The sequence below is a fragment of the Sphingopyxis sp. genome (assembly GCF_034380315.1).
GTDB lineage: Bacteria > Pseudomonadota > Alphaproteobacteria > Sphingomonadales > Sphingomonadaceae > Sphingopyxis.
Window position 1 is genome coordinate 1 of sequence record NZ_JAXMPB010000018.1, and the last position, 16832, is coordinate 16832.

The following is a 16832-nucleotide window of genomic DNA, read 5'->3' on the forward strand; positions in this document are numbered from 1 at the left end:
CCGAGTGGTGTCGGTCCACATCGTCGAACTCCGGAAGTTTGTTGCAAAACCCCGTGAATCAGCGACTTGGGATGGCGTCAAGCTAACCCGCTGACACCACTCAACTTAATTTCGGATCAGGCTCTAAACGGATCGTCCTACCTGCCGAACGCGCGCATACCTCTTCTTTTTGCGGGCTTGCAGCGACGAACGAACCGGAAGTTGCCAGTTTTGACGCGATGCACAATTGGAAATCGCCGAAACGCGCATTCAGCGCGATCAGTGTGACATTGCTGCCACATGAAATGCGATGCGCCCAGGCTTTGCCAAGCAGGCGAGGCACCGCTAAGAAGCAAAGCCTATCCCCTTCTGTCGAGCGAGATCATGAGCGATCACAATCCCGGCCTGCGTCCCTGGCGCGACATTGCACGGCGTCATTGCCGCCAGATCATGGTCGGCGACGTCCCCGTCGGCGGCGGCGCGCCGATCAGCGTCCAGACCATGACCAACACGCCCACCAGCGACGCGGCCGCCACGATCGACCAGATCCGCCGGTGCGAGGAAGCGGGGGCCGACCTGATCCGCGTATCCTGTCCCGACACCGATTCGACCGCCGCGCTGGGCGCCATCGTCCGGGCGGCGCGCATTCCGATTATCGCCGATATCCATTTCCACTATAAGCGCGCGCTCGAGGCCGCCGATGCGGGGGCAGCCTGCCTTCGTATCAATCCCGGCAACATCGGGTCGTCGGAACGTGTCGGCGAAGTCGTCCGCGCCGCCAAGGCAAATGGATGCGCGATCCGTATCGGGGTCAATGCCGGCAGTCTGGAAAAGGACCTGCTCGAAAAATATGGCGAGCCTTGCCCCGAAGCATTGGTCGAAAGCGCGCTCGACCATATCAAGCTTCTTCAGGACCATGACTTCCACGAATACAAGGTGGCGGTGAAGGCGAGCGACGTTTTTCTCGCGGTCGCATCCTATATGCAACTGGCCGACGCGGTCGATTGCCCCCTGCACCTTGGCATCACCGAAGCCGGCGGGCTGATCGGCGGCACGGTGAAATCGGCGCTGGGGATCGGCAATCTGCTTTGGGCCGGTATCGGCGACACGATCCGTGTCAGCCTGTCGGCCGAGCCCGAAGAGGAAGTGCGCGTCGGTTACGAGATTCTTAAATCGCTGGGCCTCAGAACCCGCGGGGTGCGTGTCGTTTCCTGCCCCAGCTGCGCGCGCCAGGGCTTCGACGTCATCCGCACCGTGCAAAAGCTGGAAGACGCGCTGCAACATATCAAGACGCCGATGTCGCTGTCGGTGCTGGGCTGCGTCGTCAACGGCCCCGGCGAAGCGCGCGAAACCGATATCGGTATCACCGGGGGCGGCAACGGCAAGCATATGGTCTATCTGTCCGGCGTCACCGACCATCATGTCGCCGACGCGGATATGATCGATCATATCGTGAAGCTGGTCGAGGCCAAGGCGGCCGAAATCGATGCCGGCAACGCGGTGAGCATGGACACGCTGCACGGAAAGGCGGCCTAGCGCGTCGCGTAGCCCTACATTTACCCTATTCACACTTTTGTAAGCGGCATCTAGCTTCCCGCCCACAGCGGCAGGAGAAGCGCGTCATGACCCTAGGAAAGTTCGACCCCCTCGACCGGCTGGTTCAGCTCCTGCTGATCGTCGCCGGGCTCAGCAGCCTTGCCAACGGCCTGTTCATGCTAGTTCGGCCGCTCGAATGGTATGTCTTCATCCCGACCGTCGTGACGACCGGTCCACCCAACGCGCATTTCATTCGCGATATCGGCCTTGCCTATCTTGGGTCCGGCCTGATCCTTCTCTATGCTGCGGTCCATCCGAAGCTGCGCTGGAAGGCCGCGCTGGTCGGCGGTCTCTGGCTGACGCTGCATGGCGGCTTGCACGTCTATGAGGTGGCGGCGGGCATCTGTGGCCCCGCAACCTTCTGGGCCGATGCGCCAGGCGTGATCGGCCAGCCCGCACTCGTGCTGATTGCGCTGACGATCCTTGTCGTTCGCCAGCGCATCGCACCGGCGGGTATCCCGCCGCGCCTGTTCGCCCGCGCGGTCGACCAGGCGACGCACGGCATGAGCCCCCATATGGCCGATCTGGTTGCAGCCCCCGGTTGCGCCACCGAAAAATATCAGCATTTCATGCCGGTCACTCTGCATCGCCATGCGGCGCCTCCGCCGGAATTTCACGCCGCGCGGATCGGGGCCACGCTGGCGGCCGATTGCGGCCCCTGCGCGTTGCTGGCCGCGGAAGGGGCGGTGGCGGATGGCGTGGACCGGTCGGTCGTCAACCGCCTGCTCGCAGGGGCGCCGCCATCCGAGCTTGCCGACGCCTTTGCCTTCGGGCGGGCCGTGGGGTCGCACGATCCGGCCGCTGACGCATATGGCGCCGGTATCGAAAGCGCGCTCGGCCGCCCCGCGCGGTTCGAACTGGCGCTGACAGCGGCGACCGTCACCGCCTATCCGGCGCTGAAACGCGGGCTTGGCTATGCCTCGGCCTGCGCGCTTCACAAGCTGGAGGTTTGACAGACGACGCACGGAGCGACAGAGGGCGGAAATGACATTGTCGATCCGCCCCGCCACATCCGCTGACCTGCCGCTGGTCGCACAATTCATTCGCGACCTTGCCGAGTATGAGAAGCTCTCCCAAGCAGTGCGCTTCGATGAAGCGGCGCTTGGCGACAAGCTGTTCGGCCCGCGCCCCTATGCCGAAGTCGTCATCGGAGAGATCGACGGAGCACCCCAGGGCTTCGCGCTGTTCTTTCACAATTTTTCGACCTTCGAAGGACGCGCCGGCATTTACCTTGAAGATTTGTTCGTGCGCCCCGAGGCGCGCGGTTCCGGCCTGGGCAAGGCGCTTCTCGCCCATCTGGCCCAGCTTTGCGTGGCCCGCGACTGTGCGCGGCTCGAATGGTCCGTGCTCGACTGGAATGCGCCGTCGATCGGTTTCTACAAAAGCCTGGGCGCCCGCATGATGGACGAATGGACCGTCATGCGCGTGGACGGCGACGCCCTTCCCGCGCTGGCCGCGTCGACCTGAGTGTCGGCGCCCGGCCCTTAACGCCGCCGGGCGAACATCACCAGCACAGCGCCCAATATGGCGAGGATCGCGCCGTTGCGCGTCCACACCATGTCGCCGAGCATGAAACTGCTCGCAGGCCAGCGCACGATGTTCAGCCCCTGGAGCATCCACAGCGCACCCATCATGATCGCCGCAATTCCGACAACCGCCATCACGCCCTTTACCAAAGCCATCGCCCCCTCCCCTGTCGCGGCATTCCCCGGCCGGAGCGCCCGCCCCCAAGGTGCGCCAGATCGACACGAAAATCCAGCATGGAGGCGGGACGGCGGCATCGCGCCGGGAGCCTGGGCAAAGCCCCCTTGTTAACCTTTTCATAACCCTGATCTTTAATACTTCACCCCACATGCGCAGTGCCGGGGCGTCCGCATTGCATCTGCTCAGGGGACTGAAATCGATGAAGACCGCCGTCCGTGCTTCCGCCTTGCCGACCCTGCTGGCCTCTGCGCCGAACGATATTCATATCCTGTCACTCGACTGTTTCGACACGCTGATCTGGCGCAATGTCAACCTTCCCGTCGACGTGTTCGCCGACCTGTCCTTTCCCGGCGGCGGGATCGAGGCGCGCAGTTGGGGCGAGAAAAAGGCCCGCAAGAGCCAGCCGTTCATCAACGACCGTCATGAAGTAACGATCGAGGAAATCTATGAAGCGCTGATGCCCGAAGCAGATCAGGCCACCCGCACCGCCGCCATCGACGCAGAACTGGCCGCCGAGGCCGCGCATTGTTTTGCCTTTGCGCCAACCCGCGACCTGATCGTCGACGCCAAGCGGCGCGGAATGCAGGTGATCATCGTGTCCGACACCTATTTGTCGGAACCGCAGTTGCGCGCGCTGATCACCGCTGCTGCCGGACAGCCCGTCGCCGACATGATCGATCGCATTTTTTGTTCATGCGAATATGGCGTCAGCAAGAGCGGCGGCCTGTTTACCCATGTCCTCGCCGACCTTGGCGTGTCGCCTTCGACCATCCTTCACATCGGCGATAATCAGATGGCCGATGCCGTCGCGCCGGCCAAGCTGGGTGTGCATACCGTCCATCTAGAGCAGTTCGACGCCGTCGCCGAGCAGCGCCTGCGGCTCGAAGCCGTGGCGGCAACCATTCTCGACCCCAATGTGCGCAGCAGCGTTCCCGCGCTCCAACCGCATCGCGCCCAGATTTCGCTGCGCGAGACCGAGGATGCCGTCGACACGCTGGGGCATGACGTCCTCGGTCCCATCATGCACAGCTTTGCGCTTTGGATTCGCGACGAAGCGGACGCGATGGCCAAGGCCACCGGTCGCCGGGTCAAACCGCTGTTCCTGCTGCGCGACGGCTATCTGCCCGCCCAGGCCTTTTCCGCAGCCTGTCCCGATTGGGCGGATCGCGTGGCGTCGGTCGAAATCAGCCGCTTTACAGCGACGGCCGCGAGTTTCACCGATGCCGCCGCGATCGAACGCTATCTGGCGCCGGAAATCGACACCGCGCAATTCGCAACCTTTGCCAAGCAGTTGCTGTTCACACGCGACGAAACGGCCAAACTGTGTCGCGGAGCGACAAGGCGCGGCTTTCTGAAAGCGGTGCTGGAACCCGCGAACGTCCGCAAGATCGTCAAGCGGTCCGCTGATTTCGCCAAGCGCCTGTTCGCGCATCTGGAAAGCCACGGGGTCGAACGCGGCGACGCGGTGATGCTGGTCGATCTGGGCTATAATGGGTCGGTTCAGAATGCGGTCGAAGCCGTTCTGCGCGCAGGAATGGATCTCGAGGTATCGGGCCGCTACCTGCTGCTGCGCGAAACCTTTTTGTCGGGCCTCGACAAGCGGGGATTCATGGACACCCGCCACCATGATTCCAAGGCGCTGCACGCCTTGTCCGAATCGATCGCCATTCTCGAACAATTCTGTACCCTTTCGCAAGGATCGGTGGTCGATTACAAAGCGAACGGCTGGCCCGTCCGCAGCACGGTCGGCGTCAAGGGTGCGCAAAGCGCAAACCGCGACCGCGCACAGCAGGCCTGTATCGATTTCGTACGCGGCGTCGGAACCGGGATCGTGAAACCGCCGCTGTCCGACGACAGCGAATGTCGCCGCCGCATGGCAGGGGCATCGCTGGCGCGCCTGTTGTTCCTGCCGATCGAGAGTGAGGTTGCCCTTCTGGAAACCTTCCACCACGACGTAAATCTTGGCACCCGCGACATGGTCGGTTTCATCGACACCGCCGCCGCGACCGAAGGGCTGCGCCGCCGCGGTCTTTTCTATGCCAAGAATGCGATGCGCGCCTATCTGCCCGGCGAGCTTCAACGCCATGGCCTGCCGCTCAACCTGTCGATCTTTTCCAGCCGCCGCTTCGGGCTGGACCTGCGCAAGGCGGATTTCGACGTCGGCGCGATGAAACTGCCCGTTTTCCTGATCAATCAGAGTGGCGACGCCTTTGTCGAGATCGACGCTTTTCCGACGAGCGAAGGCTATTTCCAGGCAATGATCCCGATCGCCGACGGCAAATATACGGTCGGCATCCCGCTGGGCCAGAAATTCGAATGGGTCCAGGTCGAGGAAGCCAGCTTCCACTATGTCGACGATTATATGAAACCCCGCCCGATCGAAGGTGCGATCACCGCCGCGCCGATGTTCGACGCGATGGAAGAGGTTTCGACAGGCCTTTACCATTGCCCATCGGAAGCCAGCTTCATGCTGGTGCCGCCGCCCATCGCTGCCGCGGGACGCAACCTGATGCTGAGCGTCGTGCTGCGTCCGGTGGTCGCGCGGACGCAAGATGCCCCCTCAATCCGCAAGGCCGCCTGACATGCCCGATCTGCTGATCCATTCGATGTCGGAATTTTCCGATATCATTCTCGAAAGCCTGAAAATCGCCAAGGCGCGCAATATCGTCGAAATCGGCGCCGAATATGGCGGCATGTCGATGATGCTGGCCGATTACGCGCTGGAACAGGGCGGTCATCTAACCAGCATAGACCCCCAGCCGAAGCCCGAGTTTCTGGACTGGGTCGGACATGCCGATCATGTCACCCATATCGGCAAACCCAGCCTGTCCGCGCTCGACGCGATCAAGGATGCGGATGCCTGGCTGATCGACGGCGACCACAACTGGTTCACCGTCTATCACGAACTGCAGGCGATCGACGCCCTCTGTCGGCGCGACGAAAAGCCGCTTCTGGCCTTTTTGCACGATGTCGCGTGGCCGTCGGGGCGACGTGACATGTACTATGCGCCGGACATGATTCCCAACGACGCGCGCCATCCCCACGATTTCAACGCCGGCGCGATGCCTGGCCATAGTCCGCTGGTTCTAGGGCGCGGGTTCCGTGGCATGGGCCATTTCGCCTGGGCCAAGCATGAAGGGGGCCCGCGCAACGGCGTCAAGACGGCGGTCGAGGATTTCCTTGCCGAAAGCTGCGACGCAGGCCGCGATCTGGCCTATGCCGAAGTGCCGGCGGTGTTCGGGCTGGGGATCGTGTTCGACCTCGACGCGCCCTGGAGCAGCGCGCTTGCCGACCATGTCATTCCCTATCATGAAAACCGCCTGATCGCCTCGCTGGAGGCGAACCGGCTCGCCAATTATCTGACGGTTCTCGATTTTCAGGATCGCGCCGCCTGAATTCCAGATAGGCATCCCTCCTTCGCAGGAGAAAGCCTAGTCGAGCGCCCGCCACGCCAGTTCCGCAAATTCGCAGAGCAGCGGCCGGGTGTCGCGCGGGTCGATAATATCCTCGACCCCGAATTTTTCGGCGGTGCGAAAAGGTGAGCGCACGCGGTTCAGGCGCGCGCGGATCGCCTCCAGATGCGCCGCGGGGTCCTCAGCCGCCTCGAGCTCACTCTTGTACGCAACCTCGACGCCCCCCTCGATCGGCAGGCTGCCCCAGTCGCCCGACGGCCAGGCGAAACGATATTGAAAGCGCTCAGCATTCGACATCGCGCTGCCTGCAATGCCATAGGCGCGCCGCACCACCACCGAAGCCAGCGGCACGGTGGCGCGGTAAATGGCGTTCATCGCCTGCACCCCGTACCGGATCGTCCCGGTCCGTTCGGCCTCGCCGCCGATCATGAAACCGGGATTGTCGACGAGATGGACGATCGGCAGCCGGAACTGGTCGGCGAGCTTGACGAAACGCTCGGCCTTTTCGCTTGTCTTGGCGTCCCATGAACCGCCGAGATAAGATGGATCGCTCGCCAGCACCGCGACCGGCCAGCCGTCGAGGCGCGCGAACGCCGTGATGACGGCGCGGCCCCAGCGCGCGCCCATTTCGAAAAAACTGCCCTGGTCGAACACAGCGCCCGCGATACGCCGCATCGAATAGACCTGCTTCGCCTCGCGCGGGACGATCGACAGCAAGGGCTCGTCACGCCGGTCGGCGGGGTCGCTGCACAGCGTTCGCACCGCCCGGTCGTGGATCGACGAAGGCAGATAGGACAGAAACTGCCGCGCCCGGGCAAAAGCCTCCACCTCCGACGCCACCTCGTCATCGACGACGCCATTGCGGGTGTGAACGTCGCTGCCGCCCAGTTCCTCACGGTCGAGCGTGTCGCCGATCGCGGCGGCCACCGCCGGGCCCGCCGCGAACAGTTGCGACAAGCCGCGCACCATGATGCTGTAATGGCTGGCAACGACCCGCGCCGCACCGAGCCCAGCCGTCGGCCCCAGCGCCAGCGCAACCACCGGCACGGTATCGAGATTTGCGATAATCTGATCCCAGCCGGGAACATGCGGGATATAGGTATAGCCCATATCTTCCAGCGTCTTGACCGAACCGCCACCGCCCGTACCGTCGATCATGCGGATCAGCGGCAGGCGATATTCATGCGCCATCGCCTCGCACTGGATGAATTTGCGGTGCAGCGCGGCGTCGGCGGCTCCGCCGCGAACCGTAAAATCATCGGCGGAAGCGACAACCGGACGTCCATCGACGTTGGCGCGGCCAAAGATGAAATTGCTCGCCGCCAGATCTTCGAACGCGCCGTCCGCGTCATAGCTGCCGCGCCCGGCAATCTTGCCGATCTCGCGAAAGCTGCCGGGATCGACGATGCCCGCGAGCCGCGCCCGCGCATCCATCTTGCCCCGACTGTGTTGGCGTGCGACCTTTTCGGCCCCGCCCATCTTGTCGGCCGCGGCCCGCCGTGCGGCCAGTTCCTCAATCTCTTTCTTCCAGCTCATGCAAGCGAAGCTAACTGACGTTGACGGAAACGTCATGCGAAACCTATCGTCGCACACATGATCCGTTTTCTTCTTGTCGCCGCGCTCGCGCTTGGCCTGTCCGCCTGTGCCGTCACGCTGCCCCCACACCCCGAAGCGCGCCCTTTTACCGCCGCCCCCACGGCGACGGCCGCCGTCGATGCCGCACTGGCACGTGCCGCGGTATCGAACAAACGCGCGCTCCTGATTTTCGGGTACGACGCCTGTCACGACAGCCGCGGACTGGCTGGCTGGTTTGCGACGCCGCGCTTTGCTGCGATGCTCCAGTCGCGGTACGAAATCGTCTGGATCGACGTCGGCACCGACCGCACGCTGAACGCCGATCTTGCGGCACGCTTCGGGGTCGCGCCGATCGTCGGTACACCGACAGCGGTGATCGCCGAACCGGATGGCACCGTGCTGAACGCCGCCGACGCACCCGGCTGGCGCAACGCAGCAAGCCGTAGCGAAGAGGAAATCTATGGCTATTTCGAACGATGGGGAGGATGACAGCATGACCGAAAGGAATCTCACCGGGCGCGTCGCGCTGGTCACGGGCGCCTCGCGCGGCATCGGGCGCGGTATTGCCATCGCCCTCGCCGAGGCGGGCGCCGACGTCGCCGTCAACTATGCCCGCGGACAGGATGCTGCCAACGAAACCGTCGCCGCGATCGACGCCATGGGCCGCCGTGCCCGGGCTTATCAAGCTTCGGTCACCGACGAAGCGGCGTGCGCGGCAATGATCGCGGCGGTCGAGGCCGATCTTGGCCCGCTGTCGATCCTGATCAACAATGCCGGCATTGCGAGCCGCGGACAATCGGTCGCCGATACCGACCCGGCCGAGGTCGACCGGTTGTTCGCTGTCCACGCCGCCGGGCCGCACCGCCTGTCGCGCCTGGCGCTGCCGCAGCTGCGCCGTCACGCGCGCAGTGACATCATCGTGATTTCGAGCATCGCCACATATGTCCATTCGCCCAATGGAGCGCCCTATACCATGGCCAAGGCGGCGGGCGAGGCGCTGGCGATCACCCTTGCCAAGGAAGAGCTGGCAAACGGCGTGCGCGTCAACATCGTCTCCCCCGCCCTGACCGTCAGCGACATGGGCACCCGCCTGTCGCGCGCGATCACCGGGCAGGAGGACATTCACCACCTCGACGCCCAAATGCCCTTCGGCCGCGTTGCCCAGCCCGCCGATGTCGCGGCCGCAGCCCTCTGGTTCGTGTCGGACGCCAACAGCTATTGCTCGGGCCAAAAACTCAACATCGACGGCGCCGGACAGGCGACCTTCCGATAGGACGCCGAACGCCCCCGGCCTTGTTCGAAAGTCAAGAACGTGCGGGATCGCGGCGTTGATGTTGATCAATTCATGGCCGCATGCTGGGATCGTCGCAAGCGGTGTAGATAGACGCCCCAGTGTGTTTGATCGCCGAAACGAAACGCCCAAATGGCATCGTTCGTCGCACCATTCTCGATCAGAATAGGCACGCCAGACAAGTCCCGTACCATGTCGGCAAGGTCACCGATAACATCGCCTTGAGTCACTTTCCGCGCCAGACCATCAATCGGATCGACAGCGGCATATATACCCAGTTCAGGGAATGAAGAAGATGCGCGGGCTGTGAGATATTCGTAGCGGTCCTACAGGCAGATTAATTCGTCATCTGGATCAAATAATCCCTGACGGCCGAATCTGGACTTAGAATTAAATATCATGCATCTTTGGACGCGAACAGGACTTGTGCAACGACACTGCGAGCTTTGATTGGAGACGCGTGCATGTTGGGAATTCGACTGAAAGCGGCATTCGCCTTTTTGACGATGGGAATCAGTTTTCCTGCTGCCGGGCAATTTTCTGCTCCCAATCCTGAAGCGTTCGCAGATGCGGAGGATCAGCAGCGGGCACGGTCGCTTAATCAGCCCTGCACGGATGCCGATGAAGGGCAGGGATGCCATCGCTACGATGGCCGGCTAATACGGGACGCCCCCTGCAAATACCGCATCGAGCCCGGACTTACCGGATCGAAGCCCACCGACCAGTGCTATAAGATGGAAGCCCCGCGCCGTTATCGAGGCGTCTGGGTAGATGAGTTTGAAGGACAGGCGTTCATACCAGAGGGAGCCGAAGCTCCCGTTTGGCCGCGTAGCAATCCAAGATCGCCCGCATGGAGGAAGGAAGCTGACCGGGCCATTGCTGCCACAATCTGGCTCCATGTCGAACGCGCTCATCTGGACCACGAGGGGCAGCGAAGCAGGCGCAAGTTCATCGAGTTCGTCGGCCGCAAAACCAGGTATCCAGGCAATTATGGTCACATGGGAATGTCAGGACATTGGATCATTGTCGATCGCATGATTTCGCTGCGTGAATGCCCCAAATCGGGGTCTTGCGGTTTAAAATAGCCCGTCCGCTCGTCACCCCAAAGCCGCTGCCCCGGCAGCAAGGCATCATCATTATGTAAACCGCGATAAAGGCGCTGATCTCCGCTACAGCGGGTCCCATGCGTCCCGATTCGCCCTCTCCCATCGTGCCCTTTCTGATCGCCTGTCTGGGCATCGCCACCTATTCGGCGATGGACGTGCTGATGAAGGGGCTGTCGATCGGGCTCGGCGCCTATAATGCCGTCATCTGGCGCACTGCCGCAGGTGCCGTGATCAGCGGCGCGGTCTATTTCGCGATGCGACCCGCGATGCCGGGCCAGACGACGCTGCGCATCCATGCGGTTCGGTCGTTTTTCGTCGCGGCAATGGCGATTTGCTTTTTTTGGGCGCTCGCTCGGCTGCCAATGGCAGAGGCGATCGCGCTCGCCTTCGTTGCGCCGCTGATGGCGCTTTACATGGCCGCGGTCTTTCTGGGCGAGAAAATCGGGCCGCGCTCGATCGCCGCCTCGCTGCTTGGCCTGGTCGGGGTGATTGTCATCGTCGCGGGCAAGCTGGGGCGCGGCGACTATGAACCGGAGGCGTTGTGGGCGGTTGGCGCGGTGTTCCTGTCGGCCATTTTCTATGCGTACAACCTGATCCTCGCGCGGCGGCAGGCGAAGATGGCGGAGCCGCTGGAGATCGCCTTTTTCCAGAATCTGTTCGTCACGTTGATCCTGGCGGTCGGCGCCCCCTGGCTTCTGGTCGTGCCCGGCGCCGATCATGCACCCGCCATCGGCGGCGCGGCGCTGCTCGCCACGGCATCGTTGATGTGCCTGAGCTGGGCTTATGCACGCGCCGAAACCCAGATACTGGCGACCACCGAATATACCGGATTTCTGTGGGCCATGCTGTTCGGGTGGTATTTCTATACGGAGCCCGTCACCCTGCCGACGCTGGCAGGCGCGATGCTGATCGTCGCGGCCTGTCTGATCGTCGCGCGCAAGGCGCCGCACGGCGACCCCGTCGATCCGGCCGCTGCATAGAAAATCCCTTCAGACCGCCGCGCGCGAAAGCCGGTCGTTGATCGCGGCACCGAGCCCCTCGAGCGGAATTGCCGCCACCGCAATCTCGGCCTTCACGCTTGCCGCCGCGGCGTGGAGCGCATCGAACAGATTCGCTGCCGCTTCGGTCATATCGCCCGACGCGCTGAGATTATAGTCGCCGGCCAGATCGCCGAAACCGATTCCGAATTCCTCGACCGCAAAACCCGTCGCGGCGAGCCGTATCGGTTTTCCGGGCGCGTAGTGGCTGGCCAACATGCCCGGCGCAACGACATCCGATCCGCGGACGCCCGTTACCGGCAACCCGGTCGCCTGACCCAGCATCGCGGCCGTTACCGGGCCGGGGCGCAATATCTCGACGCCCTCATCCCCGACTCGCGCGATGGTCGATTCCACCCCCGCCGTTGTCGCGCCATCGTCGATGACCAGCGCGATCCGGCCGTCGAGACTAGCACGCACATGCGCGGCGCGGGTCGGACTGACCCGACCGCTCGCATTCGCGCTGGGTGCGGCAAGCGGCGCGCCGGTCGCCGCCAGCAACGCCTGCATCGCACGGTGCCCGGGCACTCGCAGCGCGATCGTGTCGAGCCCGGCGGTGGCAATGCTCGCGACCGGGCAATCGGGTGCACGCGGAACCACCAGGGTCAACGGCCCCGGCCAAAAGGCGTCGGCCAGCGCGCGTTCGGCGGTCCCGAATATGCCCAACGCCTCCGCCGCCCCGAGGTCCGGCACATGAACGATCAGCGGATTGAAATCGGGCCGCCCCTTTGCGGCATAGATGCGCGCCACCGCCTGCGAATCGCGAGCGTCGGCGGCGAGGCCGTAAACCGTCTCCGTCGGCACCGCGACCGGCTGCGCCGCGGCGATCAACGCCGCCCCGCGCGCGATGGCGGCGCTGCCGTAAGGGCAGGTTTCGGTAATCAGCTGCTCGTTTGGACCCTCGGCCATGCCGCGCTATAGCGCCGCTCTTCAAGGAATCACCAGCAAAAGCGGGACAAGTCATGACCTATCGCGCACCGACCACCGAACAGCTTTTCGTGCTCGATCATATCGCGCGTATCGACGCGATGGCCACGCACGAACGTTTCGCCGCCGCAACCCCCGACATGGTCGAAGCGATCGTCACCGGCATCGGCGATTTCGCGGCCGAGGTCTATGCCCCGCTCAACCGCGTCGGCGACGTCCAGAACCCGAAATGGGAAGACGGCCGCGTCACCATGCCCCCCGGGTTCAAGGATGCCTATCGCCAGTTCGTCGACGGCGGCTGGGGCACGATCGACGGTCCCGCCGCATATGGCGGCCAGGACCTGCCCTTCACGCTGGCGACGGTGGTGATCGAAGCGCTGGGCAGCGCCGACATGGGCTTTACGCTGTGCAATATCCTGACCCCTGGGGCGATTCACGCGCTGATGGCCTATGGCACGGAAGAGCAGCGGCAGACCTGGTTGCCCAAGCTCGTCACCGGCGAATGGAACGGCACGATGAACCTGACCGAGCCCGCCGCGGGCAGCGACGTCGGCGCGCTGCGCGCGACCGCCGAAAAAGTGACCGAGGGGCCGAACGCCGGGCTCTACCGGATCAAGGGTCAGAAAATCTTCATCACCTTTGGCGAGCATGACCTGACCGACAATATCGTCCACCTCGTCCTCGCCCGCACCCCCGGCGCGCCCGAGGGGACGCGCGGCATCTCGCTGTTCCTGGTTCCCAAATACCGCCTCGACGATGCCAGCAATCCGACGCTTTCGAACGGCGTCCATTGCGCCTCGATCGAGCATAAGCTCGGCATCCACGGCTCGCCGACCGCGGTGATGGTCTATGGCGAGGGCGAGGATTGCCTGGGCGAGATCGTCGGCGACGAAATGGGCGGGATGCGCGCGATGTTCGTGATGATGAACAATGCGCGGCTGATGGTCGGATGCCAGGGCGTCCAGATCGCCGAGCGCGCGACGCAGCAGGCGCAGCGCTATGCCGCCGAGCGCGTCCAGTCGGCGCTCGCGGGCAGCGCCGACCGCGCCCCGGTCGCCATCGCGCATCATCCCGACGTCAAGCGGATGCTATGGCGGATGCGCGCCCAGACCGAAGCAGCGCGCGCGCTCATTTATTATGCCGCAGCGCAGACCGATTTCGGCAAGCTTGGCGACGAGGCGGCGGCGATGCGCGCCGACATATTGATCCCGCTCGCCAAGGCGCACGCCACCGACATCGGCTGCGAGGTCGCGAGCCTGGGCGTGCAGGTGCATGGCGGCATGGGCTTTATCGAAGAAACGGGCGCCGCCCAGCATTATCGCGACGCCCGCATCGCCCCGATTTACGAGGGCACCAACGGCATTCAGGCCGCCGACCTGGTCGGGCGCAAGCTTGGCATGGCGGGCGGCGAGGCGGTCCGCGAACTGATCGACGACATCGCACGCGGGGGCGCTGATTTCCCCGAACTCACGGCGCTCGCCGAGGCTTGCCGGGCTGTCACCGACTGGATGGCCGGTGCCAATGCCCCCGACCGGCTGGCGGGCAGCTATCCCTACCTCACCATGCTCGCGACCGCGACCTGCGGCTGGCTGATGGCGATCCAGCATCAGGGCGCGACGGCGGCGTTGGCCCAAGGCGGCGGCGACACCGCCTTTCTGCAAGCAAAACTCGTCTCGACGCGCTTCTACCTGCAACAGATTGTACCGGCCGCCACCGGTCTCGCGCCTTCGGCGCTGGCGGGCGATGCCGCACTGGAACCCGTTCCCGCCATCAATTGACGCGCCGGGGGACGGCCCGCCCTGGCCGCAACGCCAAGCCGCAACGCCAGGCGGATGATTAACGCGATGATAACCATCAAGGGCTAGGCAAGTCCGGCAATTGCTGGAGATGCGCGTGCCGAAATTGGGCAACAGGATGATCGTCAGTTGGCGAACCCTAGGGTTATCGCTGCTGCTCAGCATCATCGTCGGCATCACCGGGGCGGCGACTCCCATCGATCGGATGATCGAGATAGCTACGGGTCGCCTTGCCTGGCGCCCCGTTTCAGGAGAAACCGTGATCGTCGAGCTCGACGACAAGACGCTGCAAGCTGTCACGGATCAAGAATTCAACGTGGACTACCACACCAGGCTGATCCGGGCGATCGACGCGGCCGGGGCCAAACAACTACTTGTCGACTTCACCTATGAACGGCGTCTGAAAGATCCCGATTTCCCAAAACTGGCTTCAGCCGTGCGCGCAATGGGCGATCGCATCGTGCTGGCCGTTGCTTCACCCGAATACGCGGGAAATGAAGCCGTCGTTGATACATGGCCAGCCCCGGCCTTTGGCAATGAGGCGAGACAAGCCTGCATATGCTGGGAATATGCGTTCTGGCAGGTGTGGAGGGTGCCCGTCGCCGTTCGAGCAGACGAACAACTGCTTCCGAGCTTTGCTTCCGTGCTTGCCAATCGAAGCTTCGATGCACCCTCCCAATTCACGCTCGATTACTCCTACGATACCAAGACGATTACCAAATATAGCGCGATCGACGTTATAGAAGGGCACGTTTCCTCGGATGCACTGCGCGGAAAGAATGTTATCTTTGCAGCTGGCTTCGCCGCATCCCTCGACCAACATTACCTTCCCGGCCACGATAAGGTCCCCGGGGCGTATATCCATCTGATCGCAGGTGAGGCGCTGAAACGCGGCAATCCGGTCGATACAGGCTGGCTCCCTCCCTTTCTGGCGGGAGCCGTCACTCTGATGCTCGCTCTCGTTCGGCGCCGCGGCCGCTGGTTCATGGCCTCATCGCTGATTCTGGCCAGCACGCTCGTCGTAGCGAAGATCGTTCTCAGTCTCTCGCTGATCTCTGTGCAAGTCGGCGCTGCCTGCTTCTTTATTGCAGCGTTGAGTGCCAACGTTGCCCGCAACCGCCGCCATCAGTCGGCACAACGCGAAAATCCTGTGTCAGGTCTCCCGAACTTCGAAGCGCTGCGGACCCAACCCCCTTTCGGCAGCCATACGGTCATCGCGGCCAAGCTCGTCAATTATGACGATCTGGCGGCCTTTCTGCCGGGCGAGGGCAGCCAGCAGCTCGTCGAGCAGGTTGCGCGCCGTCTCCAACTCGCCTCCCAAGGCACGACACTGCATCACGATCTCGATGGCAGCTTCGCCTGGCTCGTCCCCTATTATCAGCATAGCCAGATCGAAGCGCAGCTCGCAGGGCTCGCCGCGCTTTTCAACGCCCCGCTTACCATCGGCGATCTGCGCGTCGATGTGAGCATCGCCTTCGGCGTCAACGACGAGTTCGAAGGCTCGAACGCGCAGCGCCTTGCGGCAGCGCTCGTCGCTGCCGAACGGGCCATCCGCACGCGCGCGCTATGGACAAAATACACGCCGCGCGAGCAGGAAGATGCCGGCTGGCAACTTTCCTTCCACTCGCAGTTGGAAGACGCGCTTGCCAGCGGCGACATATGGGTCGCCTTTCAACCGCAATATGAGATTGCAACGCAGCGGCTCGTCGGCGTTGAAGCGCTGGCGCGCTGGACCCACCCGACGCGCGGACCGATCCCGCCCGACGAGTTCATCGTTCAGGCCGAAAAGAGCCAGGATATCTATCGCCTGACCCTGTTCGTGATGGACCAGGCGATCCGGTCGGCCGCCCAGCTTCACGATCGCGGTTTCAAGGCGAGTATGTCGGTCAATCTGTCGGCGGCCCTGCTCGACCACAGCGACCTTGTCGGCACCATCCGCGTCATGTTGACCGCCCATCACCTTCCGCCCGAGATGCTGACGATCGAAATTACCGAAACCGCACAGATCGAGAACAGCCGTCAAGCCGTCAATACGCTGGGCCAGCTGCGCCGGGCCGGCATCCGCCTGTCGATCGACGACTATGGCACCGGCCAGTCAAACCTCGAATATCTGACCGAAATCGAGGCTGACGAAATCAAGATCGACAAGCGATTCGTTTCGACCATGCGCGATTCGCAGCGCAATTTCGAAGTCGTCAAATCGACGATCGATCTGGCTCACCGCCTGGGTGCGGTGGCTGTCGCCGAGGGCATCGAAGACAGCGCCACAATGGCGCTGCTCGAGCAACTCGGATGCGATGTGGGGCAAGGCTATTACCTTGGAAAACCACATCTATTTCCTGATCTTCTGTCCACCCTTACCGACACGACCCAAAGCCGCTCGGCCTGAGTCGGGCAATAGCTGCCGA

General features: G+C 63.4%; 14 protein-coding genes. 11 read left to right on the top strand and 3 right to left on the bottom strand.

Features of this window, described 5'->3' with window-relative positions; translation table 11 throughout:
- The first annotated feature begins 363 nt into the window (after positions 1-363).
- The 3 genes from ispG to U0S50_RS18255 all read left to right on the top strand — a co-directional run bounded on the left by ispG (position 364) and on the right by U0S50_RS18255 (position 3042).
- Positions 364-1515, top strand: a complete 1152-nt coding sequence (ispG, locus tag U0S50_RS18245; RefSeq protein WP_322310044.1) for a flavodoxin-dependent (E)-4-hydroxy-3-methylbut-2-enyl-diphosphate synthase — start codon at positions 364-366, stop codon at positions 1513-1515.
- Between the two features lie 86 nt (positions 1516-1601).
- Positions 1602-2528: a hypothetical protein gene (locus U0S50_RS18250; RefSeq protein WP_322310045.1), complete on the top strand. Its 927-nt coding sequence runs from the start codon at positions 1602-1604 to the stop codon at positions 2526-2528.
- A 31-nt stretch (positions 2529-2559) separates the two neighbouring features.
- On the top strand, positions 2560-3042 hold the full coding sequence (locus U0S50_RS18255) for a GNAT family N-acetyltransferase (protein WP_322310046.1): 483 nt from the start codon (positions 2560-2562) through the stop codon (positions 3040-3042).
- Positions 3043-3059: 17 nt separating this feature from the next.
- On the opposite strand, the gene U0S50_RS18260 is transcribed toward U0S50_RS18255, so the two are convergent.
- Entirely contained in the window at positions 3060-3257 is a 198-nt protein-coding gene (locus U0S50_RS18260) for a hypothetical protein (protein WP_322310047.1), read from the bottom strand.
- Positions 3258-3478: 221 nt separating this feature from the next.
- Between U0S50_RS18260 and U0S50_RS18265 the strand changes: the two genes are divergently transcribed.
- Positions 3479-5860: an HAD family hydrolase gene (locus tag U0S50_RS18265; RefSeq protein WP_322310048.1), complete on the top strand. Its 2382-nt coding sequence runs from the start codon at positions 3479-3481 to the stop codon at positions 5858-5860.
- 1 nt (position 5861) lies between these two features.
- Positions 5862-6674, top strand: a complete 813-nt coding sequence (locus tag U0S50_RS18270; RefSeq protein ID WP_322310049.1) for a class I SAM-dependent methyltransferase — start codon at positions 5862-5864, stop codon at positions 6672-6674.
- Between the two features lie 36 nt (positions 6675-6710).
- On the opposite strand, the gene U0S50_RS18275 is transcribed toward U0S50_RS18270, so the two are convergent.
- Positions 6711-8228: an acyl-CoA carboxylase subunit beta gene (locus U0S50_RS18275; protein WP_322310050.1), complete on the bottom strand. Its 1518-nt coding sequence runs from the start codon at positions 8226-8228 to the stop codon at positions 6711-6713.
- A 57-nt stretch (positions 8229-8285) separates the two neighbouring features.
- Here U0S50_RS18275 and U0S50_RS18280 point away from each other — a divergent pair, with 57 nt between their 5' ends.
- The 4 genes from U0S50_RS18280 to U0S50_RS18295 all read left to right on the top strand — a co-directional run bounded on the left by U0S50_RS18280 (position 8286) and on the right by U0S50_RS18295 (position 11644).
- Positions 8286-8756 (top strand): thioredoxin family protein, encoded by a 471-nt coding sequence (locus U0S50_RS18280; RefSeq protein ID WP_322310051.1) that lies wholly within the window; start codon positions 8286-8288, stop codon positions 8754-8756.
- 4 nt (positions 8757-8760) lie between these two features.
- The gene (locus tag U0S50_RS18285; protein ID WP_322310052.1) at positions 8761-9540 is read left to right on the top strand and encodes an SDR family NAD(P)-dependent oxidoreductase; all 780 of its coding nucleotides are present in this window, start codon (positions 8761-8763) and stop codon (positions 9538-9540) included.
- Positions 9541-10022: 482 nt separating this feature from the next.
- The gene (locus U0S50_RS18290) at positions 10023-10643 is read left to right on the top strand and encodes a hypothetical protein (protein WP_322310053.1); all 621 of its coding nucleotides are present in this window, start codon (positions 10023-10025) and stop codon (positions 10641-10643) included.
- 98 nt (positions 10644-10741) lie between these two features.
- A complete protein-coding gene (locus U0S50_RS18295) occupies positions 10742-11644 on the top strand; it encodes a DMT family transporter (RefSeq protein ID WP_322310054.1) in 903 nt (300 codons plus the stop codon).
- Positions 11645-11653: 9 nt separating this feature from the next.
- Here the strand turns inward: U0S50_RS18295 and U0S50_RS18300 are convergent, their stop codons facing one another.
- Positions 11654-12610: an L-threonylcarbamoyladenylate synthase gene (locus U0S50_RS18300; RefSeq protein WP_322310055.1), complete on the bottom strand. Its 957-nt coding sequence runs from the start codon at positions 12608-12610 to the stop codon at positions 11654-11656.
- A 53-nt stretch (positions 12611-12663) separates the two neighbouring features.
- Between U0S50_RS18300 and U0S50_RS18305 the strand changes: the two genes are divergently transcribed.
- A complete protein-coding gene (locus U0S50_RS18305; RefSeq protein WP_322310056.1) occupies positions 12664-14406 on the top strand; it encodes an acyl-CoA dehydrogenase in 1743 nt (580 codons plus the stop codon).
- Between the two features lie 109 nt (positions 14407-14515).
- Positions 14516-16813, top strand: coding sequence for an EAL domain-containing protein (locus U0S50_RS18310; RefSeq protein ID WP_416195015.1), 2298 nt, complete (start codon positions 14516-14518; stop codon positions 16811-16813).
- Positions 16814-16832 lie beyond the last annotated feature (19 nt).

What these genes read in the sequence shown, in the direction of transcription:
- ispG (WP_322310044.1), top strand. Translation starts at nt 364, where the DNA reads ATGAGCGATCACAATCCCGGCCTGCGTCCCTGGCGCGACATTGCACGG.
- U0S50_RS18250 (WP_322310045.1), top strand. Translation starts at nt 1,602, where the DNA reads ATGACCCTAGGAAAGTTCGACCCCCTCGACCGGCTGGTTCAGCTCCTG.
- U0S50_RS18255 (WP_322310046.1), top strand. Translation starts at nt 2,560, where the DNA reads ATGACATTGTCGATCCGCCCCGCCACATCCGCTGACCTGCCGCTGGTC.
- U0S50_RS18260 (WP_322310047.1), bottom strand. Translation starts at nt 3,257, where the DNA reads ATGGCTTTGGTAAAGGGCGTGATGGCGGTTGTCGGAATTGCGGCGATC.
- U0S50_RS18265 (WP_322310048.1), top strand. Translation starts at nt 3,479, where the DNA reads ATGAAGACCGCCGTCCGTGCTTCCGCCTTGCCGACCCTGCTGGCCTCT.
- U0S50_RS18270 (WP_322310049.1), top strand. Translation starts at nt 5,862, where the DNA reads ATGCCCGATCTGCTGATCCATTCGATGTCGGAATTTTCCGATATCATT.
- U0S50_RS18275 (WP_322310050.1), bottom strand. Translation starts at nt 8,228, where the DNA reads ATGAGCTGGAAGAAAGAGATTGAGGAACTGGCCGCACGGCGGGCCGCG.
- U0S50_RS18280 (WP_322310051.1), top strand. Translation starts at nt 8,286, where the DNA reads ATGATCCGTTTTCTTCTTGTCGCCGCGCTCGCGCTTGGCCTGTCCGCC.
- U0S50_RS18285 (WP_322310052.1), top strand. Translation starts at nt 8,761, where the DNA reads ATGACCGAAAGGAATCTCACCGGGCGCGTCGCGCTGGTCACGGGCGCC.
- U0S50_RS18290 (WP_322310053.1), top strand. Translation starts at nt 10,023, where the DNA reads ATGTTGGGAATTCGACTGAAAGCGGCATTCGCCTTTTTGACGATGGGA.
- U0S50_RS18295 (WP_322310054.1), top strand. Translation starts at nt 10,742, where the DNA reads ATGCGTCCCGATTCGCCCTCTCCCATCGTGCCCTTTCTGATCGCCTGT.
- U0S50_RS18300 (WP_322310055.1), bottom strand. Translation starts at nt 12,610, where the DNA reads ATGGCCGAGGGTCCAAACGAGCAGCTGATTACCGAAACCTGCCCTTAC.
- U0S50_RS18305 (WP_322310056.1), top strand. Translation starts at nt 12,664, where the DNA reads ATGACCTATCGCGCACCGACCACCGAACAGCTTTTCGTGCTCGATCAT.
- U0S50_RS18310 (WP_416195015.1), top strand. Translation starts at nt 14,516, where the DNA reads ATGCGCGTGCCGAAATTGGGCAACAGGATGATCGTCAGTTGGCGAACC.